At 34.8% G+C, this 24,844-nt stretch carries 17 protein-coding genes, 1 other RNA gene and 1 pseudogene; 10 read left to right on the top strand and 9 right to left on the bottom strand.

Features of this window, described 5'->3' with window-relative positions:
• The first annotated feature begins 33 nt into the window (after nt 1-33).
• Both secA and GKR88_09670 read left to right on the top strand, forming a co-directional pair.
• A complete protein-coding gene (gene secA, locus GKR88_09675; GenBank protein ID QMU64524.1) occupies nt 34-3,375 on the top strand; it encodes a preprotein translocase subunit SecA in 3,342 nt (1,113 codons plus the stop codon).
• 40 nt (nt 3,376-3,415) lie between these two features.
• Nucleotides 3,416-4,069, top strand: coding sequence for a rhomboid family intramembrane serine protease (locus GKR88_09670; GenBank protein ID QMU64523.1), 654 nt, complete (start codon nt 3,416-3,418; stop codon nt 4,067-4,069).
• Here the strand turns inward: GKR88_09670 and GKR88_09665 are convergent.
• The 3 genes and pseudogenes from GKR88_09665 to GKR88_09655 form a co-directional block, all read right to left on the bottom strand.
• Nucleotides 4,058-5,218 (bottom strand): annotated as a pseudogene (locus tag GKR88_09665) (IS4 family transposase). The gene GKR88_09670 and the pseudogene GKR88_09665 sit on opposite strands and share 12 nt — an antisense overlap.
• Nucleotides 5,219-5,417: 199 nt before the next feature.
• Entirely contained in the window at nt 5,418-6,521 is a 1,104-nt protein-coding gene (locus GKR88_09660; GenBank protein QMU64522.1) for a DUF4407 domain-containing protein, read from the bottom strand.
• Nucleotides 6,522-6,800: 279 nt separating this feature from the next.
• Complete coding sequence (locus GKR88_09655; GenBank protein QMU64521.1) at nt 6,801-7,529, bottom strand: hypothetical protein; 729 nt, start codon at nt 7,527-7,529, stop codon at nt 6,801-6,803.
• Between the two features lie 1,333 nt (nt 7,530-8,862).
• On the opposite strand from GKR88_09655, the gene GKR88_09650 reads away from it, so the two are divergent.
• From GKR88_09650 to GKR88_09620, 7 genes are all read left to right on the top strand, one after another.
• Complete coding sequence (locus GKR88_09650; protein ID QMU64520.1) at nt 8,863-9,042, top strand: hypothetical protein; 180 nt, start codon at nt 8,863-8,865, stop codon at nt 9,040-9,042.
• A 91-nt stretch (nt 9,043-9,133) separates the two neighbouring features.
• Nucleotides 9,134-9,319, top strand: a complete 186-nt coding sequence (locus GKR88_09645; protein QMU64519.1) for a hypothetical protein — start codon at nt 9,134-9,136, stop codon at nt 9,317-9,319.
• An 83-nt stretch (nt 9,320-9,402) separates the two neighbouring features.
• Nucleotides 9,403-11,424 (top strand): hypothetical protein, encoded by a 2,022-nt coding sequence (locus GKR88_09640; protein ID QMU64518.1) that lies wholly within the window; start codon nt 9,403-9,405, stop codon nt 11,422-11,424.
• 250 nt (nt 11,425-11,674) lie between these two features.
• Complete coding sequence (locus GKR88_09635; GenBank protein QMU64517.1) at nt 11,675-12,670, top strand: transposase; 996 nt, start codon at nt 11,675-11,677, stop codon at nt 12,668-12,670.
• An 88-nt stretch (nt 12,671-12,758) separates the two neighbouring features.
• Nucleotides 12,759-13,433, top strand: coding sequence for a response regulator (locus tag GKR88_09630; GenBank protein QMU66688.1), 675 nt, complete (start codon nt 12,759-12,761; stop codon nt 13,431-13,433).
• A gap of 68 nt (nt 13,434-13,501) precedes the next feature.
• Nucleotides 13,502-14,302, top strand: coding sequence for an ATP-binding cassette domain-containing protein (locus GKR88_09625; protein QMU64516.1), 801 nt, complete (start codon nt 13,502-13,504; stop codon nt 14,300-14,302).
• Nucleotides 14,303-14,370: 68 nt separating this feature from the next.
• Nucleotides 14,371-15,438, top strand: coding sequence for a M28 family peptidase (locus GKR88_09620; GenBank protein QMU64515.1), 1,068 nt, complete (start codon nt 14,371-14,373; stop codon nt 15,436-15,438).
• Between the two features lie 655 nt (nt 15,439-16,093).
• On the opposite strand, the gene GKR88_09615 is transcribed toward GKR88_09620, so the two are convergent.
• A complete protein-coding gene (locus tag GKR88_09615; GenBank protein ID QMU64514.1) occupies nt 16,094-16,783 on the bottom strand; it encodes a peptidoglycan DD-metalloendopeptidase family protein in 690 nt (229 codons plus the stop codon).
• Between the two features lie 153 nt (nt 16,784-16,936).
• Here GKR88_09615 and GKR88_09610 point away from each other — a divergent pair, with 153 nt between their 5' ends.
• Entirely contained in the window at nt 16,937-18,097 is a 1,161-nt protein-coding gene (locus GKR88_09610) for an IS4 family transposase (protein ID QMU64513.1), read from the top strand.
• Nucleotides 18,098-18,344: 247 nt separating this feature from the next.
• Here the strand turns inward: GKR88_09610 and GKR88_09605 are convergent, their stop codons facing one another.
• The 5 genes from GKR88_09605 to murA form a co-directional block, all read right to left on the bottom strand.
• The gene (locus tag GKR88_09605; protein ID QMU64512.1) at nt 18,345-20,612 is read right to left on the bottom strand and encodes an aconitate hydratase; all 2,268 of its coding nucleotides are present in this window, start codon (nt 20,610-20,612) and stop codon (nt 18,345-18,347) included.
• Between the two features lie 174 nt (nt 20,613-20,786).
• Nucleotides 20,787-21,094: RNase P RNA component class A (gene rnpB / locus GKR88_09600), an RNA gene on the bottom strand.
• A gap of 587 nt (nt 21,095-21,681) precedes the next feature.
• Complete coding sequence (dnaJ, locus tag GKR88_09595; protein QMU64511.1) at nt 21,682-22,806, bottom strand: molecular chaperone DnaJ; 1,125 nt, start codon at nt 22,804-22,806, stop codon at nt 21,682-21,684.
• 84 nt (nt 22,807-22,890) lie between these two features.
• Nucleotides 22,891-23,433, bottom strand: a complete 543-nt coding sequence (gene grpE, locus GKR88_09590) for a nucleotide exchange factor GrpE (GenBank protein ID QMU64510.1) — start codon at nt 23,431-23,433, stop codon at nt 22,891-22,893.
• A gap of 100 nt (nt 23,434-23,533) precedes the next feature.
• Entirely contained in the window at nt 23,534-24,844 is a 1,311-nt protein-coding gene (gene murA / locus GKR88_09585) for a UDP-N-acetylglucosamine 1-carboxyvinyltransferase (GenBank protein QMU64509.1), read from the bottom strand.

Here is a 24,844-nt window from a genome sequence, read left to right as displayed (position 1 = left end):
GTAAAAAATCATGAAGATAAAATACCATAAACCATGAGTATACTAAACTCTGTAATTAAAGTTTTTGTTGGAGACAAACAAAAGAAAGATTTAAAAAACCTGCAACCTATTGTAGATAAGGTAAAAGCCTTTGAAGATACGGTTTCAAAGTTATCCAATGATGAACTCAGAGCAAAAACACTTGAATTTAAAGAGCAAATAAAAGCAGTAACTGCCTCTTTTGATAAGCAAATCAAAGCCTTAAAAGATGAAGCCGCCAATGCCGATATAGAAAGACAAGAAGCTATTTATGAAGAAATTGACGCGCTAAAAGATGCTTCGTATGAGGCGTCCGAAGCTACCTTAAATGAATTAATGCCGGAAGCATTTGCTGTTATAAAAGAAACCGCAACCCGCTTTGTAAATCACTCGGAAATAGAGGTAATGGCAACCCCTTTTGACAGAAAGTTATCCGCTACAAGAGATCACGTGGTTTTGGAAGGAGACAAAGCGTACTGGCAAAATTCGTGGGATGCAGCAGGAAAGCCGGTAACCTGGGATATGATTCACTACGATGTACAATTGATCGGTGGAGTTGTATTGCACCAGGGTAAAATTGCTGAAATGATGACCGGGGAAGGGAAAACACTGGTTTCCACACTTCCTGTTTACTTAAATGCGTTAACAGGAAAAGGAGTACATGTAGTTACCGTAAATGATTATTTGGCAAAACGAGATAGAGTCTGGATGGGGCCTGTGTTTGAATTTCACGGACTTAGCACGGACTGTATCGATTTTCATCAACCCAATTCGGAAGAAAGAAGAAAAGCATATCATGCGGATATTACCTATGGAACCAATAATGAGTTTGGCTTTGATTATTTGCGTGATAATATGGCAAATGCCAAAGAAGATCTGGTACAAAGAGCACCAAACTACGCCATTATTGACGAGGTAGATTCCGTGTTAATTGATGATGCGAGAACTCCGCTGATCATTTCCGGCCCGGTTCCCCAGGGAGACCGACATGAATTTAACGAGCTAAAACCGTTGGTTGCCGATCTGGTAGCCTTACAAAGTAAATATCTTGTTGGTGTTTTGGCAGAAGCAAAAAAATTAATTGCAGACGGTGATACCAAAGAAGGAGGTTTTCAATTGTTAAGAGTATACAGAGGACTCCCTAAAAATAAGGCCTTGATTAAGTTTTTGTCACAGGAAGGAGTAAAACAAATCCTTCAAAAAACCGAAAACACATATATGGCAGATAACAATAAGTTGATGCCGGAAGTAGATGCGGAATTGTGGTTTGTTGTTGAAGAAAAAAATAATTCCATAGATCTTACGGATAAAGGAATTGCGCACTTATCTACCAAAACAAGTGATGAACATTTCTTTGTCTTGCCGGATATTGGAATCAAGATCGGAGAGATTGATGAAAGTGAAGCCAGTGCGGAAAAGAAAGCAAAACAAAAAGAAGAGTTGTATAAAGAGTTTAGTGTAAAAAGCGAACGTATACATACGATGAATCAATTGTTAAAAGCATATACCGTTTTTGAAAAAGATGTTGAATATGTAGTAGTAGACCATAAAGTAATGATAGTGGATGAACAAACAGGTCGTATTATGGATGGTCGCCGTTATTCGGACGGCCTCCATCAGGCAATAGAAGCCAAAGAAAATGTAAAGATAGAAGATGCTACCCAAACATTTGCTACGGTTACACTTCAAAACTATTTTAGAATGTATCGTAAATTATCGGGAATGACCGGTACGGCAATTACCGAAGCAGGTGAATTTTGGGAGATATACAAACTGGATGTTGTAGAAATTCCAACAAACAAACCAATAGCCAGAGATGACAAAGAAGATTTGGTATATAAAACAACCCGGGAAAAATACAATGCTGCTATTGAAGATATCGTAGAATTAGTAAAAGAAGGAAGACCGGTTTTAGTAGGGACAACCTCTGTGGAGATTTCCGAATTATTGGGTAGAATGCTGCAAATGCGTAAGATTCCACATAATATTTTGAATGCCAAATTGCATAAACGAGAAGCAGATGTGGTAGCAGAAGCGGGGAAACCCGGTGTCGTTACCATCGCAACCAATATGGCAGGTCGTGGTACGGATATTAAGCTGTCTGATAAAGTGAAAGCTGCCGGAGGGCTGGCCATTATTGGTACGGAAAGGCATGATTCCCGACGTGTGGACAGGCAGTTGCGCGGTAGATCCGGACGCCAGGGAGATGTTGGTTCCTCTCAATTCTATGTGGCATTAGATGATAATCTGATGCGTTTGTTTGGCTCTGACAGAATTGCAAGAATGATGGATCGGATGGGGTTAAAAGAAGGAGAAGTAATTCAGCATTCCATGATTACAAAATCCATTGAAAGAGCTCAAAAGAAAGTAGAAGAAAACAATTTTGGAATCCGTAAACGATTGTTGGAATACGATGATATTATGAACACTCAAAGAGAGTTTGTATACAAAAGAAGAAGGCACGCATTGGATGGAACAAAATTGCAGATCGATATTGCAAATATGATTTACGATACCTGCGAAGCTATTGTAAATCAGAATAAACCGGAAAAAGATTTTCAAAACCTTGAATTTGAATTGATTCGATTTTCATCTATGACCTCTCCGTTCTCAGAAGAAGAATTTAATCATCAACCGGAACAAGAACTCATAGACAAATTATACGAAATAATTACTGCGCATTATAAAGAACGTATTGGAGGAAATGCCATCTTAGCTTTTCCGGTTATCAAAAATGTATTTGAAAACGAAGGAGATAAGTACGAGCGAATCGTTGTTCCTTTTACAGATGGAGTAAAAACATTACAGGTAGTAACCAATTTAAAAGAAGCCTATGAATCCGAAGGAAAATCATTGGTAACCGATTTTGAGAAAAATATTACGTTGGCCATTATCGATGAAAACTGGAAAGATCATCTTCGGAAAATGGATGAACTAAAGCAATCGGTTCAAAATGCATCGTACGAACAAAAAGATCCGCTGTTAATTTATAAGTTTGAAGCTTTTGAATTATTTAAAATAACCATAGATAAAATCAACAGGGAAGTATTGTCTTTCCTGTTTAAAGGAGAATTGCCTCTACAGGCCGATAGCCAGATATCGGAAGCTCGCCGGCAAAAAAGAGAAAAGCTGAATCTGAGTAAGGCAGATGTACAAAACACTACGCAACAAGCCATTAACCGCTCAAGACAACAGCAGGTCGAACCTGTGGAAACCATTGTAAGAGAACAACCTAAGATTGGAAGAAATGAGCGTATTACCATTAAAAATATAATGAGTGGCGAAGAAAAGGTAGTAAAATATAAACAGGCCATTCCTTTAATTGAAAAAGGAGAATGGGTATTGATAAATGACTAACTACGCATTCTTATAATAAACTTTTTGTTATGTTTGTTTTATGTTAGGAAATCCGGATAAAGTGGTCTTATTGATTATTGCTATTACTACCTTATTTTCGTACAAAGGTTTTAAAGACTACTCCTTTTTTGAAAAATACAAGTTTCAGGTAACCCGAATATTAAATGGCGAAAAAATCAGAATATTTTCTTCAGGTCTGTTACATGCAGACTGGTTTCATTTGATATTCAATATGTATACCTTATACCTTTTTGGAGGTATCGTAATTATAGAGTTGGGGACGATTCCTTTGCTAATCATCTATATAGGAAGTCTTTTTATGGGAAGCTTATATACGCTTGTCTATCATAAAAACGAACCTTATTATAGTGCCATTGGCGCTTCCGGTGCTGTTTCGGGCATTGTATATGCTGCTATTTTACTGTACCCGGAAATGAAACTGTTTTTGTTTTTTATTCCCATCCCAATTCCGGGATATATTTTTGGAGTAGCTTACTTGCTATATTCTATCTATGGGATGAAAAAACAATTAGGAAATATCGGACACTCGGCCCATCTGGGTGGAATAATAGGCGGATTTGTACTCACATTGCTATTTGATCCGAGTGTATTCCTGGAAAATACATTCATGGTTATGGTGCTGGCCGTTCCTATTTTAACTCTTGTATTTTTTGGAAGAAAGCTAAGTACATGACAAAAATTTAGTCAAGTTCATATTGTTTTGATTTACAGGGTTTAATAGCACAGAAGCGATATAATCTAATCCATATTTGAATATGCTTTTAGCCATTCTTCCATGCTTTTTTATTTTGATAGGCTTAATCTGATGTAAATATATACCAACTTTGTAACACCATACGAAAGCCATCATTACAAACAGTACTAATTTTTCAATACGCTTAATATCTTGCAGGTGTGTGTTTTCAATATCAAAGCCACTGGCTTTCATTGCTTTAAAACACATCTCTATCTGCCATCGTTCTTTGTATTGTTCAAAGGCCTTATCAGGAGCGTTGAACGATACAATGATTAAGAAATCAGGCTTTCCATTTTTTGGGTACAACTTGCATCCGGAAAGGAAACAAAGCTGACCATTAACACGTACAATTTTAGGATAATACACAAACTCATTGATCTTATGTGGATTAAACAAGTGAAATACTTTGATGGTTTTGTTCTTATCAGGAAGCTCTACCTTAAAGTTGTTTCGAATGCGGATATAATATTTGATTCCATTTGTATTCAAGAAATCCAACCAATGATTACCTACAAACTCTCTATCGGCTACAATGGATTTAATAACATCTTTGCCAAAAAGTCTTATGAAACGATTCACAAGATCAATACGCTCCTGACTGTTAGAGTTCCCTGGCTTATCTAACATAGTAAATAACAATGGGAAGGCAACACCTTTATAGACAACTCCCAACTAAATATTGAAATAGGAACTGATACTATTTAATGGGAAGGCAACACCTTTATAGACAACTCCCAACTTAAAAATGTTGATGTTGGTCTGACCAAACTTCCAATTGGTCCTATCAATACTCAAGATCAATCCCTCTTGCTTAGGAAGGAGACTAAATATAAGACGAGCGATCAAATCTCCATCCAACGAATAATCAGCAATAAATCTTTGAATACGTCTGAGTGATGACTTCGAATCTACTGAGGTCTCAAAAGCGTTGGCTACCTTTTCAAAGGTAACTGTCTGTACCTTACAGAGGGCGATAATGAAATGTGATATGAGTTTGATTCTTGCCAAATTGATCTTACCTTGGAAATGAGAACTTAAAACTGAATTTAATTCACTACTTTTAGTGGAAGCATTGGTTTTTTTCATTAGAAAAATGAGTGATGTTATTCTTCTAATATACTGAAAATCAATGCTTTATTTTAATTATTTAATATTTAATTTACTGATAATCAATTAATTATATTTTTTGTCATGTACTAAAGGAAGAAAGTTAAATATATAAATACAGTTCGAAAGTTCAAAATTTCGGTTGTTATTGTACTTTCCGACTTTTAAACGAACTATATCACAACAATTTCTGCTGTTTTTTGAAAAAAGCATCTGCCTGTAATTGCATGAGCTCATTTGCCTTTTGGCGTTTGTGATGGTACAAGATCTCATCTTCTTTTAAATCCGTATATACTTTGCTGTTTACAAAAACATCCGTTTTAAGCATTTCTTCTCTTTGATGTACCTGTTGTTTTACCCATGTTTTTACAGTCGTTTCCTGATCTTCCAGTTTAAAGTCATACTCGCTTTTTGAAGATATTAACTTAACAAATATGGGGGCTGTTTCTATAGCTAAAAACAATAGAAAAATAAAAAACGATGGAACCCATGGCAATTTTCCCAAGGCACTGATCCTGGCCATAAAACCATCAAAATTTGAAATGACAGGCTGTGTAGTTAGTTCCAATTCTTTTTGACGTTCTAATAAAGAAGCTATAGTAGTATTTTCATGATGTTCTATTTTTTCAGCATTTTTTTGCTTCAATTGCTTCAACGCTGATAAAGCAGCATCGTGTTTCTCTCTTTTCTCTCTATAAACAGGTCCTTTTCCCAGAAGTTTAGTCCCTTTTCTTCCTTCTGCTTCGGCTATATAGGTTTCATAAAGATCATTAACTTCAGCTTCTTTTGTAACAATTTCCGATTTTAAATTATTAATTTCTGATGTTAACCCTTCTATTTCCGGAGTAAACTGCTGCGCTATTTGGGCTTTGTTATCTAAGGTCATTTGATTTTTCTCTGTTAATAAAACCCGGTTGATTTCTTTCTCGAAGATTTTTAATTCCAAAGGTTTGGAAATAACGATGGCAATAATGATAGCTAATAAGATTCTCGGGAATGCCTGTAAGAATTCCTTCCGACCGGAATCACTTTTTTTAATTGTTGAAATAATGTATCTGTCTAAATTAAAAATGAGTAATCCCCAGATAAACCCAAAGAAAATAGCAATATAGGTATTGTCAAAAACAGTAAAAAGTGCATAACTCGAGGCGAGCATAGCCATTACGGCCGTAAAAAACACAGTAGCCCCCATACCGGCATATTTATTTTGCTCACCGTTAGAACAATCGTTAATTAAATTTTGATCAACACCGGAACAAAAGAGAAAGAATTTTTTTAACACAGGATGTAGTTTTAAGATTGGTTACCCTATATAACGCTGCTACAATCAATTTGTTTCTTAATATAAAGTTAAAGGAGCAGTATTGAAGTTTTTTACCAACTCGCTACACAATATGGATCGTGTTTTTGAATGATATTAAAAAATTGAAAGATTCAATGATTTAAGGAAATGATAGTAGTATAATACAGTTTAAGGCCTTTATAATAGATTTTACCCATAGTTCTATAAATAAAATTTATTAAAAAAACTCATTAAAAAGCTTTTCTAGCTTTCTAACTTTTATTTTTTCTCAAAAAATGCATCTTTTAATTTTGCTTTTTTTACAATAGCTAATGAAAATTCGGTAGCCGAGCCTTCAGCAGGTTCCGTAGGCATTCCGTCTTTATTTTTTTGATACCAGGTGAGTGATTTTGGAAGTAGAAATCCGTCAATGGTTTCCCAGTCATGATAGCGGATAGTGTTAAAACTGTCTGACGGTTTTTTGGAAAAATAGGTTACCGAGTATCGCAACCACTCCATTTGATACGTTTCAGGACGGTAATACACAAAATAATTATCATCCGGAGATACCCCTATATTGGCTTTATATGAAATTTTAAACCCCGGATATTCTTTCCCCTCAAAAACCAGTGGGGCTGTATGTTCATATACAATTCCGTCATCAGCTAACACAAAAGGCATGGCATAAAAATAAAAATACAGGTTGTAATAAAATTCGGGATTTCCCTTAAAAGTCGCAGAATCTTTTTGAGATAACCACACTTCTTTGCCATTGTATCCCAGAGAATAACCAGGTGCATGTATTACTGTTCTCCTGGACGGTAAATCCACAGTATGTACTTCCTCTCCTTTGTTAAAAGATAATGTACTCGCTTTTCTCCACGCATCAATTCCGCCATGTTTTTCAAAAACCTTATCCAAAGCTTTGGGAAAATGCTCTTTCTTTGATGCTTCTCCACATGAAAATACTATCATAGCGATACCTATACATAAGATTATTTTTTTCATAAGTAATTATATTGGCTTATAACTTTCCCGAAAGATACAAACATCAAAAACCAATTCAAAAAAAGAAGCTGCCTTTTTAGACAGCTCCTTCGAAAAATTATCAAAATAGTATGATAATCTTATAGAGAACTTTAAAGATGCAAATGCTTAAAAATTTAATTCCAAACATCTTATGTATAGTACAAGCAATGTATAATCTTTAAAAGTGCTCCTCTTTTTTCATATAAAATTCCCCGATTCTCAATTATGGTGTTTGCTTGTACTTAAAACCATTGGTCAAATGTATATCGCTATTTTCAATAACGAGTACGGCTCAGCCGTACAAAAAGTACGGCTCAGCCGTACTTTTTTCATATAAAAGGGGAAAAAGCCTGTCAAAATGCATAAATCTTATATACTTGCGCGCTTTATGATAAAAATACGAGCACATATAATGATAGGGTTATTTGATTTTAAAGAGATTCTCAAAGAATTTTTTTGGAATTTGAGCTTTTTATGTATTCTAAAAACAATTATATTAACCTAAATACGACAGAAAACATCATAAAATACATAAACGCTCAAGGAATTTGGGCGTTTTTTTATGGTCATTTTTTAAAAAATAAATGAGTTGAGAAAAAACATATAAAATCATAAGCAGTGGATAGCAAGCAACTGAAAAATAGGCAGTTGAGAAAAAATGCGATATCCGGATACTTTCCGGACAGAGATCTCCTATATCAAAATTAATCATAAATAACTGATTATCAGTAAATTAATTTCATTTTTATTTGTTTTTAAAAAAATTTGTTTTCACCTTTGCGCCGCAATTTTCAAAAAACAAAATGTTCCGAAAGGGTTATTTTTTTGATTTTTTAAAAATTCAAAACGATTTATAAAAATGTTAAACGATTGTAAAATGAAACGAGATAGTAAAATAAAAAATGTTGTAGTACCGGAAGTGCTGTTCGGCTTTTGTACAGTGGAATATAAAGATGCTTGTTGTGATAAAAAAATGTTTGTTGAGTAACTGATGCTCATCTCCAAAATATCATAAAACAGGTGTCTTAGAAAAGGCGCATTTTTTATGCAATTAAACGGCTAAAATGTTACACTAAACGCATGGATCATATGGATGGTAATATAGAAAATAATGCTGTTTTTTTAGGTTAAAACCATGATTTTTTGTATCTTAACGTCAAATAAGAAAGACTATGAGAACACAAAATAATGCACATCCTAAATGAAAGAGAGCGTTTACTCAATGAAACATTTAGTTTACTAAAACAAGGTTGATATCTCTCTGAAATAGCAGTATTTTAGAGATAAATATAAAGGACCGGCGTTAAAAAAATTGCAAACGCTTCCACATTTTAAACGATATGGAATTTCCGGGAAATCCAAAAACTTCAAACAGGCCTTAGAAGTATACGATTTCGAAATTGACCTGACACTCGATACGGAAATTCTACTTGTCTGCAAGCTACAGGCAGGGAACCCTGAAAACGAATTCGGGATGCCATTTTATCGGTAGCTCCTTTGAAACTCATCTGAGGATTCTTTTCCAAACAACCGCTGTATTTACGGCAAAGGACACTAATGTCAAATTTTTAAAAAATGTAATTATGAAAACTTTAAAACTAATTTTAATGATATTCATTTTATCAATCAGCATAAGCTCTTGTACAGATCTCATCGATGAAAACGATGAGTTGGTACTGGACTCCATTGAAAACACTGAAGGTACAGATGTTAACGGATTTACCGGTGGTGAAGGTGGAGATGGAAATGGTGGAGAGAAAGGAGAGTAATACTTCTATTTTCTTAACTTCAAGCTTTTGGTTTTTAACTAAAGGCTTTTTTTTATAAATTTGTGTTAACTAACCGTCAACATTTGAAACACACATTGCTAATAAAAATTGTTTTGCCTTTTTTTATGGTAGCTTATTTGTTGGATGCACACGCTTTTACAGCATCCAACACCCTGCTGTCAGAAAGTAAGAACGACAGTATTACGCTATGGATCAAAGCGGCCAAAAATAAAAACTATACGAATGATAGGCAAAAAACATTTCTACACAAGGCCTACGAAGCACTACAATCGGTACCCGAACAGCATACAAAAGCAAAAAACCTAAGTACCATTGCCTATCGATTTTATCAACTAAAAGATACTGTACAGTTTAAAAAGATCAATAAAGAAACGTTAGATCTTGCCTACAAATTGAAAGATTCCTTTGCCATTGCAGATGCACATTGGAATTATGCATTTGATTTTTTCGATAGAGAAGCATATGATCAAGCGTATTTTCATTATAATACTGCCTATAATTACTTTAATAAAATTAATAGCAACTATGAAACCGGCAGAATGTTGTTTTCGATGTCTTTTATAAAAGCACGTTATCGAGATTATAATGGAAGTGAAGTCTTGACAATAGAAGCCATTAAAAAATTTAAAATTTTAAAGAATAATTTATTCCTTTATAGATGTTATAACAGGTTAGCTTTATTGCAAAATGATATTTATGAATATGATAGAGCCTTGTTTTATCATCAAAAAGCTTTGGAATATCTGGAAAAAGTTGAAAATAAAGAGAATCATTATGCAGTTAGTCTTAATAATATTGGAGTTACTTACATTAAAAAAAGAGATTATAAGACAGCCATTATATATTTTAACAAATCTTTAAGTGAAAACAAGTTAATTGAAAATTATGCCCGGGTTATTGATAACAGGGCCTATGCTAAATTAATGCTCGGTGATACTTTAAATGTAGAAAAAGATATGTTAATAGCTTTAGAGATAAGAGATAGTACTCACAATAATACGGGGGTGCTAATCAATAAAATTCGTTTATCAGAGTATTATACTTACATTAAAGATACAATAAAAGCTTTAAAATATGCTAAAGAAGCAAATGTATTAGCTAAAAAAATAAATAACGGAAGAGATTACCTAAGATCTCTACAACAACTAGCCAACCTAGACCCCAAAAACACCAAGAAATACCTGGACAGGTATATCCAATTTAATGACAGTTTAATCAGTGTAGAACGTAAAATTCAGAACAAGTTTACTCGTATTGCCTATGAAACGGACGAGTATATTGAAGAAACCAAACGCCTGTCTCAGCAAAAAGCGTGGATTACCGGTTCCGGTATTGGGCTTACGCTGATTCTTTCGCTGTTTTATTTCTTAAAGGTGCAAAAATCCAAAAATGAGAAACTGCTCCTGGAAGCAGAGCAACAAAAAGCCAATGAACAGGTATATTTGTTAACACTAAAACAGCAGGCCATCCTAGAAGAGGAAAAAGCACAGGAACGCAATAGAATTTCCCAGGAACTCCACGACGGTATTTTGGGAAGGCTTTTCGGTACGCGAATGGGACTGGGCTTTTTAGACCTTACCGTAGATGACGCTACCAAACAACAACACCGGTTTTTTTTAGACGAATTACAAGATATTGAAAAGGAAATACGGGATGTATCTCACCAGTTGAATGTACATTTTAACAGTGCGGAAATCAATTTTACAAGTATCATCAATCAGTTGTTAAAAGACAAAAGCACTATTGGCGGTTTTGAGTTTGAATTGATCACGGATAAAAAAGTCTCCTGGAAAAAAATAAATGAAGTCATAAAAGTGAATGTATACCGAATTGTCCAGGAATCGCTGCAAAATATTGTCAAACACGCACAGGCGGGTCAGGTAGTACTGGATTTTTCTATAGCTAACGAGCAAATGGTTTTGCTGATAAAAGACGACGGGATCGGTTTCGATACCCGTAAACGAAAAAAAGGCATCGGTATGAAAAATATACAATCGAGAGTACAAAAATTAAATGGTAAATGCCAGATTGCTTCCAAACCGGGAGCCTTTAGATTAGCAAATAGAAATAATTACTTAAAATAAAAACATAATAGTTATGATGAAATTTCTTTTTTTGCTTCTTTTTTTCTTTGTTAATAACTCTTATTTTGTTGATAACCAAAAACACAAAAGAACGGAGTGAACTTTAGCGGCCAGCTAGCTTTTTAGAGCCATCCCCCGTATTAGTCTCCGTTCTTTTTAAAAGTTACTTAGAACCATATAGAATTTCAGTTTCTGCCCTTATTAAAGGTCTTAGTTTAAGTAACTATTATTAATATCTAATTACAAAATTATGAAAACAAATGAAATTATCGGAATCGATGTCAGTAAATTATTAATTGATGTTTGTATCTATTCTAAACAAATTGTTCAACAGTTTGAGAACAGTAAATCTGGATTTAAATTAATGCTAAAGTGGAGTTTTAAAAATTCGTCTTTCTCTAAAGAAGAAACCATGTTTGTATTTGAACATACAGGAATGTACTCTCATTTATTATCTGTGTCTTTAACTGAACAAAAATTATCTTTTTTCATAGCTTCTGGTTTAGAAATTAAAAGATCTATTGGTATTGCTCGTGGAAAGGATGACCAAATTGATGCCAAACGCATTGCTCTATATGGGTATCGATTAAAAGAAGAACTTAAACCCAGTAAGCTACCTAAAAGAAGTATATTACAACTAAAAAGTCTCTTATCTTTAAGGACAAAACTTAACAAACAAAGAGCTGGTTTTAAAGTTACTTTGAAAGAACAAAAAAGAATTTATAAAGCAAAAGAGTATAAAATAATCTTTGACGTTCAACAAAAAATGATTGCAGAACTAACCAAACAAATACACAAGATTAATACTCAAATGCAAGCTATTATTGACCAAAATATAATGTTAAAAGAAACCTATAAACTTGTTACTAGTGTTAAAGGTATAGGAATGCAAACTGCTATAATGATGATTGTGTTTACTGACAATTTTTCAAAATTTGAAAACTGGAGAAAGTTTGCCTCTTATTGTGGTGTTGCTCCTTTTCCTTACCAATCTGGAACTAGTATTAAAGGACGTACAAAAGTCTCTCATTTGGCTAATAAAAAATTGAAAGCAATTATTAATATGTGCGCTATTTCTGCTATACAACATAACCCAGAAATGAAATTATACTATCATAAAAGAATAAAACAAGGCAAAAGTAAAATGAGTACCGTTAACATTATTAGAAACAAATTAATAGCAAGAGTGTTTGCCGTTGTCAAACGACAAACACCCTATGTAGATACTTTTAAATTTGCTGCATAAATTAGTAAAAATAATATCTCAACTTTTACTTGTTTTTATCATAGAATACGGGGACTACCATACATATTCATATTCCAATAGTATCATCATGACTGTATATACTGCTTTACTTATAGACGATCACCCCATCATAACCAATGCGTACGAAAGTGCTTTTCATGACGTTCAAAAAGAAGATGAAACGGTTTCTTTTACGATCCATATAGCGCATAATTGCGATACGGCTTATGAAGTCATAAAGGAGCATTCGGAAAAGGGCACAAATCTCGATGTTGTTTTTTTAGATATGAGCTTACCCGCTTCCAAAGATAAAAAGATCCTTTCGGGAGAGGATCTGGGTTTAAAAATCAACGAAATGCTACCTGCATCCAGGATTATTGTCGCTACGGCTTTTAATGACAATTACCGGATACACAGTATTTTTAAAAACCTGAATCCGGATGGGTTTTTGATAAAAAATGACATCGATCCGGAAGTGTTAATCACTTCCGTCAAAGAAGTACTCAGAGAACCTCCGTATTACAGCAAGACGGTTTCAAGATTATTGCGAACCCGGATTTGCAGTGATTTTTTACTGGATGATATAGACAGGAGGATTTTATACGAATTATCCATAGGTACGAAAATGAAAGATATTGAAAATGTTCCGTTATCCGTACATGGGATCGAAAAACGAAAACGCCTTTTAAAAGAAATCTTTAATATAAAAGGATCAGATGATAGAGAACTCATATTTGTTGCTAAGGAAAAAGGGTTTATTTGAGTTGGAAAGTTAAAAGTGTAAAAGTTTTGAAATTTTAAAAAATGATTAACCGATAAACCATTCTGAGAATCATACAAAAAGACAGACATATCGTTTTAAAAACGGAGCAGTTATCTATTGGATATTCTTCTCCCAAAAAGCAGCATATCGTAGCTTCCGATATTACTATTTCGCTATCCGGTGGGAGTTTTGTCGCATTATTAGGTAAAAACGGAATAGGAAAATCTACTTTATTAAGGACTATTACCCGTGTACAAGACTCATTATCAGGCACTATCACTTTAAAAGACAAAGATATTGCTCGCTATTCAAATTCGGAACTGGCAACCATTTTGAGTTTGGTATTAACAGAACGATTGCCTGAAAGCCAATTAACCGTATACGAGTTAGTAGCACTAGGCAGGCAACCTTATACAAACTGGGTAGATGTACTTTCCAAAGAAGATACTAAAAAAGTACACATGGCCATTGAAATGATGGAAATAGCACATCTGACATACCGCCCTTTTTATGAATTAAGCGATGGTCAATTACAACGTGTTTTGATTGCAAGGGCTCTGGCACAGGATACGGATATAATTGTATTGGATGAACCTACATCACATCTGGATATTCACCATACCATTAACATATTTGCGCTTTTACAAAAATTAGTAGTAACTACAAATAAAACAGTTCTTATTTCCACACACGAAGTAAATCTCGCCATCCGGTTTGCAAATAGTTTTATCCTGATTGACGAACATAAATGTCATTCCGGCACATTGGATACATTAAGCCGGGAAAATGCATTTGATCATTTGTTTCATTCGGATTTTATTAAATTTGACAGAAGATTAAATCAATTTGTGATTCAAAAAAATAATTAGCCTTATATTTGAACAATGGTAACAACTCTTCCGGTTGTACTACAGATATCAAACTTAATTAATACCATATGAAAAAAATAATAATTGCGGTCAGTGTATTCACTTTTTTAGCATGTAGTGCTAACAAAGATACTACTGCAAAAAAACAAAATGCTGATAAAAATACTACTGCCACAGATTTTTCCGTAAAATATGCAAATACCATTACCGCAAAAGATTTAGGCACTCATTTATTTACCTACGCTTCAGATGAGTTTGAAGGTCGAAATACAGGAGAGCCCGGGCAAAAAAAAGCAGTTGCATATTTAAAAAGTTTCTATAAAAATGAAGGTATTATATCTCCCTTAGGGGATGATGATTACTTCCAGGAAGTCCCCGCTACATGGTTAAATAAAAATTCCAGGCGAGGAAGTTTAAAAGATTCCGAAAATGTAGTTGCTCTTATCAAAGGTTCTGAAAAACCGGATGAAATTGTTGTGATCTCTGCACATTTGGATCACGAAGGCGTTAAGAATGGTGAAATTTACAATGGTGCCGACGATGACGGTTCCGGAACAGTGGCAATGCTGGAAATTGCACAAGCTTTTAACGAAGCCGTAAAAGCCGGTAAAGGCCCAAAACGCTCTATTTTGTTTCTGCATGTAACCGGTGAAGAAAAAGGACTGTTAGGCTCTAAATACTATACGGAAAATCCGATATTTCCTCTCGCAAATACCGTAACGGATTTGAATATTGATATGATTGGCAGAGTAGATTCAAGGCATAAAGGAAATCCTAATTATGTATATTTAATCGGTTCTGATAAATTGAGTACGGAACTGCATGATATATCCGAAGCCATCAATAAAAAATATACAAACATTGAGTTGGATTATAAATATAACGATGAAAATGATCCTAATCGTTTTTACTATAGATCTGACCATTATAACTTTGCCAAGCACAACATACCTATTATTTTTTACTTCAACGGCACGCATGCGGATTATCACAGGCCAACCGATACTCCGGATAAAATCAATTATGAAATGTTGCAAAGCAGAACTCGTTTAATATTTCATACTGCCTGGGAAATAGCAAATAGAGAGGAAAGAATTATTGCAGATAAAGCAGTGAGTAAAAAAGAATCCGAATAATTATCAGATTAAAGTTAAAAGTTTGCTCAATTCTTTTAAAAACACTCAACCAAAAAAACAGTTATGTTTTGGTTAAACAGCACTACTGTGCATTTGAATAAAGACAGCTCCGCTTTCAGATGCAAGAATATAGATTCATTGACTTTCAAAATACGCTATTTTGTTCTAGCTTCTATTGTCTTTAATCTAGTAGTAAAACGGTCTTATCTCAAAAGATTCGGGTAGTTATGGATGTTAGACAAAAAAGAGCAACTTTTAATGAAATTTAAAGTCTAATAAGTATAAAAGAGTTCTTAAAAACCTGTTAAATAATTGCAATATTTAAAATTGCGCACTATTTTCTGTAATATTTTACTTTTTTCATAGTCTTAATTAAGTAGGAGGTTGATTAACGTACATATTTGTACTTAGATACGGGTATTGAAAAAATCTTTTCCGATAAAACAAAACTGCTGAGATATTATTTTTAGTTGTTTTTTGATATTAAAACTCATTTTTTAGCGAGTTCAAAACTAAATGTAAGTTTACACTTACAAATACGATACAGTACAGTGGTTGGTTAGTTGGGTGCCTGATGGCTACATGTATTTGTACGCTTCAGGCACTTTTTTTAACTCGAACTTTGAAATTTTCCCCACACAATCTTTAGACCATTTTAGTATTCTTCTTGGTATAACGCTACTATTAATGAAGGGTCGGGGCAATTTTTCCTGTAAAAATCAAAGGCTTCTTTTGAAGCTACTCCCGAATAATCTCCTAAGTGGTTTTCAAGGTCTAAAACGATCTGAAAATGTACATGCGGAGCATAACTTCCGTTTACGGAAGCAGCTCCCAAATATCCGATAACTTCACCTTTTTTTATTGTTTGTCGGGTTTTAATATGATGAATAGAATCTAAACTCAAATGCCCGTATAAGGTATAAAAAGGTACTGTTTTTACCGTATGTTGCAGGATAATAGTGGGCCCGTAATCACCATAATTCGTATTGTTTTTAAAACTATGAATCGTTCCTTCCAGTGGTGCCAAAACCGGTGTTCCTGCACGGCTCCACAAATCAATTCCCAGATGAATATTTCTTTCATGTGTTTTATCCCGACTTGCAAAGTGTGGGCTTCTTTTATAAATATCTCTTACTTCAAAGTAACCGCCATAAGCAACTTTTGCATTTCTTTTTTTGAGGTAATTGGTTATATACATTTCCCATTCTTTGGAAGATGCTATATTAAACGTTTCTAATTCTTTATTCTGTTTAGAAATATCAATGGGGACATATGCACTGGTGGGAGCATCGATAATTTTAGCCGGTCTTATATTTGATAGTATATGGTCGGCTATATTCGTCAATTTTACCAGTAAAAAAAGGTTATTTATATAAGAGCTCGTTTAGTACATGACAAAAAATATAATTAATTGATTATCAGTAAATTAAATGTTAAATAATTAAAATAAAGCATTGATTTTCAGTATATTAGAAGAATAACATCACTCATTTTTCTAATGAAAAAAACCAATGCTTCCACTAAAAGTAGTGAATTAAATTCAGTTTTAAGTTCTCATTTCCAAGGTAAGATCAATTTGGCAAGAATCAAACTCATATCACATTTCATTATCGCCCTCTGTAAGGTACAGACAGTTACCTTTGAAAAGGTAGCCAACGCTTTTGAGACCTCAGTAGATTCGAAGTCATCACTCAGACGTATTCAAAGATTTATTGCTGATTATTCGTTGGATGGAGATTTGATCGCTCGTCTTATATTTAGTCTCCTTCCTAAGCAAGAGGGATTGATCTTGAGTATTGATAGGACCAATTGGAAGTTTGGTCAGACCAACATCAACATTTTTATGTTGGGAGTTGTCTATAAAGGTGTTGCCTTCCCATTTATTACACGCTTATTAATTGACGGTGCCGTGTTGGGAGTTGTCTATAAAGGTGTTGCCTTCCCATTGTTATTTACTATGTTAGATAAGCCAGGGAACTCTAACAGTCAGGAGCGTATTGATCTTGTGAATCGTTTCATAAGACTTTTTGGCAAAGATGTTATTAAATCCATTGTAGCCGATAGAGAGTTTGTAGGTAATCATTGGTTGGATTTCTTGAATACAAATGGAATCAAATATTATATCCGCATTCGAAACAACTTTAAGGTAGAGCTTCCTGATAAGAACAAAACCATCAAAGTATTTCACTTGTTTAATCCACATAAGATCAATGAGTTTGTGTATTATCCTAAAATTGTACGTGTTAATGGTCAGCTTTGTTTCCTTTCCGGATGCAAGTTGTACCCAAAAAATGGAAAGCCTGATTTCTTAATCATTGTATCGTTCAACGCTCCTGATAAGGCCTTTGAACAATACAAAGAACGATGGCAGATAGAGATGTGTTTTAAAGCAATGAAAGCCAGTGGCTTTGATATTGAAAACACACACCTGCAAGATATTAAGCGTATTGAAAAATTAGTACTGCTTGTAATGATGGCTTTCGTATGGTGTTACAAAGTTGGTATATATTTACATCAGATTAAGCCTATCAAAATAAAAAAGCATGGAAGAATGGCTAAAAGCATATTCAAATATGGATTAGATTATATCGCTTCTGTGCTATTAAACCCTGTAAATCAAAACAATATGAACTTGACTAAATTTTTGTCATGTACTTAGAAGAGCTCGTTTAAATTACGAATTTTTACTTACCCAATATCAATAACTAATTTAATTTTGTGAAATTAATCTGAGTACATGACAAAAAGTGATGATTATCTTTTAAATACCTGTAAATTAGCCATTTATGTAAATTATAATTTTTACCAATTAACTAATTCACTAATCACCAACATATTATATATTTTTATCCTATACTTAGGAAATTAATTTTTAAGCTTTATAAACTCATTTATAAATTGAATAATCATGCATTCTGTTTTTTTATCAAATTTAAAGCGGATCCTTCAGCATACCATTCAATTTGACTAGTATTGTATGTGTGGTTTGCCTTTATCATATCTTTACTTCCGTCTGTATGAACCACTTCTATAATTAATGGTTTTCCGGGAGAAAAAGCATCTAAATCCAAGAAGTTAAAGGTATCATTTTCTTGAATTAGATCGTAATCATTTTCATTTGCAAAGGTCAACCCCAACATGCCTTGTTTTTTTAGGTTTGTTTCGTGTATTCTTGCAAAAGATTTTACTAAGACAGCTACTACTCCCAGATGACGTGGTTCCATGGCTGCATGTTCTCTGGATGATCCTTCTCCGTAGTTATGATCTCCGACAACTATTGTCTTAATTCCGGCTGCTTTGTATGCGCGCTGTGTTTTTGGCACTGCGTCATACGCTCCGTCAAGCTGGCTTTTTACAAAATTAGTTTTCATATTATAGGCATTTACAGCACCAATTAAGCAGTTATTGGAAATATTATCCAGATGACCTCTGTAACGCAACCAGGGCCCTGCCATGGAAATATGATCTGTAGTGCATTTTCCGTACGCTTTTATTAATAATTTTGCTCCTTTGATTTCATTGCCAATGGGTGTAAAAGGCGTTAATAGTTGTAACCTGTCTGATGTCGGACTTACTACAACTTCTACTTTGCTTCCGTCTATTTCGGGAGCTATATATCCATCATCTTCTACTTCAAAGCCTTTAGGTGGTAACTCCCAGCCTTTGGGCTCTTCTAACATTACTTCTTCTCCGTTTTTATTAATTAATGTATCTGTGATCGGGTTAAAATCCAATCGCCCGGCTATGGCTATAGCTGCCACTATCTCCGGAGATGATACAAAAGCATGGGTATTAGGGTTGCCATCTGCTCTTTTGGCAAAATTCCTGTTAAAGGAATGTACAATGCTGTTTTTGGGTGCATTTTTCGGGTCTTCATAACGTGCCCATTGGCCAATGCACGGGCCACAGGCATTCGTAAATATTTTTGCGTTTAGTTTTTCGAATACTTCCAATATACCATCTCTTTCCGCAGTATAACGCACCTGTTCCGATCCGGGATTGATTCCAAATTCTGCTTTGGTGGTTAATCCTCTATCCAATGCTTGTTGGGCAATAGACGAAGCTCTGGATAAATCTTCATAAGATGAATTTGTACAGGAACCTATCAGTCCCCACTCGACCTGTAAAGGCCAACTGTTGGCATTTGCTTTTTCCGTCATTTGTTTTCCTACGGGTGTGGATAAATCGGGAGTAAAAGGGCCATTTAGCAAAGGAGTCAATTCGGATAAGTTAATTTCTATGACCTGATCGAAATATTGTTCAGGGTTTTCATAAACTTCCTTATCTCCTGTCAAATATTCTTTCACTTTATTTGCTGCTTCGGCCACATCTGCCCTATCTGTAGCTTTCAAATAACGTTCCATAGATTCGTCATAACCAAAAGTAGAAGTAGTAGCTCCTATTTCTGCGCCCATATTACATACGGTTCCTTTACCGGTACAGGACATATCTGTAGCTCCCTGACCAAAATACTCAACAATGGCTCCGGTACCTCCTTTTACCGTTAGAATTTCGGCTACTTTTAAAATAACATCTTTGGGTGCTGTCCATCCGGACAATTTTCCTGTTAGCTTAACACCAATCAATTTAGGGAATTTTAATTCCCACGGCATACCTGCCATTACATCCACCGCGTCTGCTCCGCCGACACCGATCGCCAGCATACCCAATCCGCCGGCATTTACCGTATGGGAATCCGTACCAATCATCATTCCTCCCGGAAAGGCATAATTTTCCAAAACTACCTGGTGAATAATTCCTGCTCCTGGCTTCCAAAATCCTATTCCGTATTTATTGGAGACAGATTCTAAAAAATTAAATACTTCATTGCTAGTATTCAGTGCACTTTGCAAATCTTGCGAAGCTCCGACTTTTGCCTGTATGAGGTGGTCGCAATGTACTGTAGCAGGAACTGCTGCTTTTTCTTTGCCCGCTTGCATAAATTGTAACAATGCCATTTGTGCGGTTGCATCCTGGCATGCTATTCTGTCCGGAGCAAAATGTACATAATCTTTTCCTCTTGTAAATATTTTATTTGGATTTCCATCCCACAAATGAGCGTATAATATTTTCTCGGCAAGGGTTAATGGTTTACCAATCAAACTTTTAGCAGTGTCTACCCGTTCTGCAACTCTTTCGTAAACCTTTTTAATCATTTCAATATCAAAAGCCATGTAGATAATTTTTTGGTGATTTTTAGTGATGCTAAATTACTAATTTAGATTCTAATTTGAAAAATAAACAGTGAAATAGCTAAATTTATGATTAATACTCAAAAAATAATTATATAAATAACAATTATATAATATGAAATAATATTACTTCCCTATAATTGAGGATTTGATAATTGTAAAAGCAGGCTTATAAGCCGGATTCTGTTCTCTTTAAAAAAGAGTCCTTATCATTTATCTGGTTTTAAAATTACTTTTAAAATCTATCTGCCTACCCCTTAGAATCGAACGAGACGCTCTCCATTTCTAATATACGTGGCATTGCACCGCACAGAGTTTACCTGATTTCACTACAGCCTGGCTGTACATTCTTTCTGTTGCACTGGTCCTCGATTTACATCGGATGGATGTTATCCACTGTGCTTCTCTATGGTGTCCGGACTTTCCTCCACATCGTAGATGTGGCGATAAGGTAAGCCTGCTTTATCTGTTGTAAAAGTACAATTTTATATATAAAAAAACCCACTCAAAGATTGAGTGGGAAAAATTGCTATGAAAAAGAAAAAGTGTTGTTAACGAATTAACAACATTACAAATATACCGCTATTTTCTTTATTTCCAACAAAAATTTGTTAAAATTTAGCTTTTTTTTAAATTAAAATCAATAGTTAGCGTTAAATAATTCATTTTTAATTACTTAGAATTGATTTAAAATTTTTAAAATTTTATTTTTTTTAATCGCGAACCCATTTACCCTTTTTCAATATGCTAAAAAATGGATGTTTTCTCATCCGTTTTTATCTTTTTATCTTCCGTAGTGCTGCTGCCTATACAACTCAAAAAAGCCTTTAACAGCACTGAAAGCTCCTATTTCGCTTGCATTCAAAAAAATGTAAAGGAATCCAGTACATAAGGCTACAAAATGAATAGGGTTTTATTTTTTTCGAAGATGAGAAGCAAAAAATAAAATCACAGTCTATTGAAAACCAATGAGTCTATATTCTTTTTGGTATTACATTTAAAAGCGAAGCGGTCTTTGTTCAAACACGAACAGCAGTGATGTATTCTTTTATTAAGAGAACATATCTTTTACTTTTTCAAAAAATGACTTATCTGATTTTTTAGGATCAGGTGTAAAGTTAGCATCATTTTTAGTTTTCTCGAAAAATTGCCTTTGCTCTTTATTTAATTCCTGTGGTGTCCAAACATTGATATGAATTAGAAAATCTCCTTTACCATATCTTTCAATACTGGGTAATCCTTTGCCTTTTAATCGTAAAATTTTACCTGACTGTGTTCCCGGTTCCACATTAATTTTTACTTTTCCCGTAACTGTTTCAATTTCTTTGCTGACTCCCAATACAGCTTCCGAAAAGTTTATGTATAAATCATAATGTATATTAACGCCTTCTCTTTTGAGGGATTCGTGTGGTATTTCTTCAATGACTACTAACAAATCTCCCGAAATCGCGTTTTTTCCGGGTGCTTCGTTTCCTTTCCCTCCTACCTTTAGTTGGACACCCTCGGTTACTCCCTGGGGAATCTGAATAGATACTGTTTCTTCTTTAACTATGAGTCCCTGGGCATCGGATCTGTTAGGCTTACTACTGATGATTTCACCGGCCCCTCCACAAGTTCCACAGGTGGTTGCGGTTTGCATTCTACCTAAAATGGTATTGGTTACCCTGGTTTGTTGCCCGGAACCGTTACACGTAGTACAGGTTTTGTAAGAAACTCCGTCTGCTTGTACTTTCCTTCTCACTTTTACCTTCTTCTCTACTCCATTTGCAATTTCTTCCAGCGTAAGTTTTACACGAATACGCATATTGCTTCCTTTTACTCTGGCTTGTCTTTGGCGGCCTCCGAACCCTCCAAATCCACCACCAAAAGCGCCTTCAAAAATATCTCCAAATTGACTGAATATGTCTTCCATATTCATTCCTCCGCCGCCGCCAAATCCTCCTTGCCCGCCTTCAAAGGCCGCATGACCAAATTGGTCATACCTGGCTTTTTTATTCTCGTCACTCAGTACTTCATAAGCTTCTGCAGCCCGCTTAAATTTTTCTTCTGCCTGTTTATCTCCGGGGTTCTTATCCGGATGGTATTTAATCGCCATCTTGCGATATGTTTTTTTAATCTCCGACGCAGTTGCCGATTTCGAAATTCCCAGTACTTCGTAATAATCTTGTTTTGCCATATTTCTTTGGTAAATAGTTTTAGTAAGCGTCTTCTTTGGGTATTGATCTATAAAAATTGCCTACTAAAAAGACATTTGCTTTAATTACTGTCCTATCACTACTTTTGGGTAGCGTATAATTTTATCTCCCAGTTTATATCCTTTCTCCACAGTCTCAATAATTTTTCCTTTCAGTGTATCCGAAGGTGCGGGAATTTGCGTAATTGCTTCATGGATTTCCGCATCAAAAGTATCGCCTTGTTTTATTTTTATCTCTGTCAATCCTTTTTGAGTCAATGTACTTTTCAGCTTATCATTGATTAATTTCATTCCTTTTAGTAACTCTTTGTCTTTTGCTTTTTTGATTTCTGCTATCCCTCTGTCAAAATCATCCAAAATTGGCAGTAAAGATGTCATAAGTTCCTGACCGGCGGTTTTAAAAAGTTCTATTCTTTCTTTAGAGGTTCGTTTTTTATAGTTTTCAAACTCTGCGAACAACCGTAAATATTTGTCTTTTTCTACCTGAATTAATTCTTCTTGAGAAGGATCCTCTTTTTCAACTTCATGATTATCTTCAACTTGTGAATCAGCAATATCGTTTTTTATGTCTTCTTTTTGTTCTTCTTGTATATTTTCTTCTGTACTCATTTTTTGTGATCATTAAATTGTAAACAATTTACAGTCAATAATTTTGCCAATAAAAAAATAGTGCCAGTTTGACACTATTTTTGATTGTATTTCCGGTTTGTTAATTCTCTATTCTTTCAATCTTAGCTCCGGTAGCTTTTAATCTTGCTTCAATACGCTCATATCCTCTGTCGATTTGCTCAATATTATTGATAATGCTTGTTCCTTTTGCTGACAGTGCGGCAATCAACAGCGAAATCCCGGCTCTGATATCCGGAGAACTCATTTTGGTTGCTTTTAACTGCGATGTACGGTTGTGTCCAATTACAGTAGCCCTGTGCGGATCACATAAAATTACTTTAGCCCCCATATCAATTAATTTATCTACAAAGAACAGGCGACTTTCAAACATTTTTTGATGTATTAAAACCGTTCCTTTTGCCTGTGTTGCAATCACTAAAACAATGCTTAATAAATCCGGGGTAAATCCGGGCCAGGGAGCGTCAGCCACCGTCAATACGGAGCCGTCTATATAACTTTGGATTTCATAGTTTTCTTGCCTGGGGATATATATATCGTCTCCTTTTTTTATGAGTTGTATTCCCAGTTTTTTAAATACATTGGGGATTTGCCCTAAGTTTTTCCAGCTGACATCTTTAATCGTCAATTCCGATTTGGTCATTACAGCCACTCCGATCCAACTCCCGATTTCAATCATATCCGGTAATATCCTGTGTTCGCAACCTTCGAGGGCGGTTACTCCTTCTATTGTCAATAGGTTTGACCCTACACCGGATATTTTTGCCCCCATGCTATTCAGCATTTTTGATAATTGTTGAATATAAGGTTCACATGCGGCATTGTAGATAGTAGTAGTTCCTTCTGCCAGTACTGCAGCCATTAATATATTTGCTGTCCCTGTTACGGAAGCCTCATCAAGTAGCATATCGGATCCGTAGAGTTTTTCCGCTTCTACTTCATAGAAATGTTCTTCTTTATTATACCTGAAAGTGGCTCCTAACTGGATAAAACCTTCAAAATGCGTATCTAATCTTCTTCGTCCTATTTTATCTCCTCCGGGTCTCGGAATATACCCTTTTCCAAAGCGGGCCAATAAGGGGCCTAGAATCATAATAGATCCTCTTAATGCGCTTCCGTCTCTTTTAAAGTCCGGTGATTCCAAATATTTTAAATTGATATTGTTTGCCTGGAAACGATACGAATTTGTTCCCAGCTTTTCAATATGAACCCCCAGTGCTCCAAATATAAAAATGAGCTTATTGACATCTGCAATATCCGGAATATTGTGAATGGTCACTTTTTCCGGAGTTAGCAACACAGCGCAAATGACCTGCAACGCCTCATTTTTTGCTCCTTGCGGAGTAATAGTACCTTTTAGTTGGTGTCCTCCTTCTATTTTAAATGAAGCCAT

Source organism: Flavobacteriaceae bacterium, from assembly GCA_014075215.1.
GTDB lineage: Bacteria > Bacteroidota > Bacteroidia > Flavobacteriales > Flavobacteriaceae > Polaribacter.
Note: the sequence above shows the minus strand (reverse complement) of the source record. Positions and strands in the feature narration are given on the sequence as shown.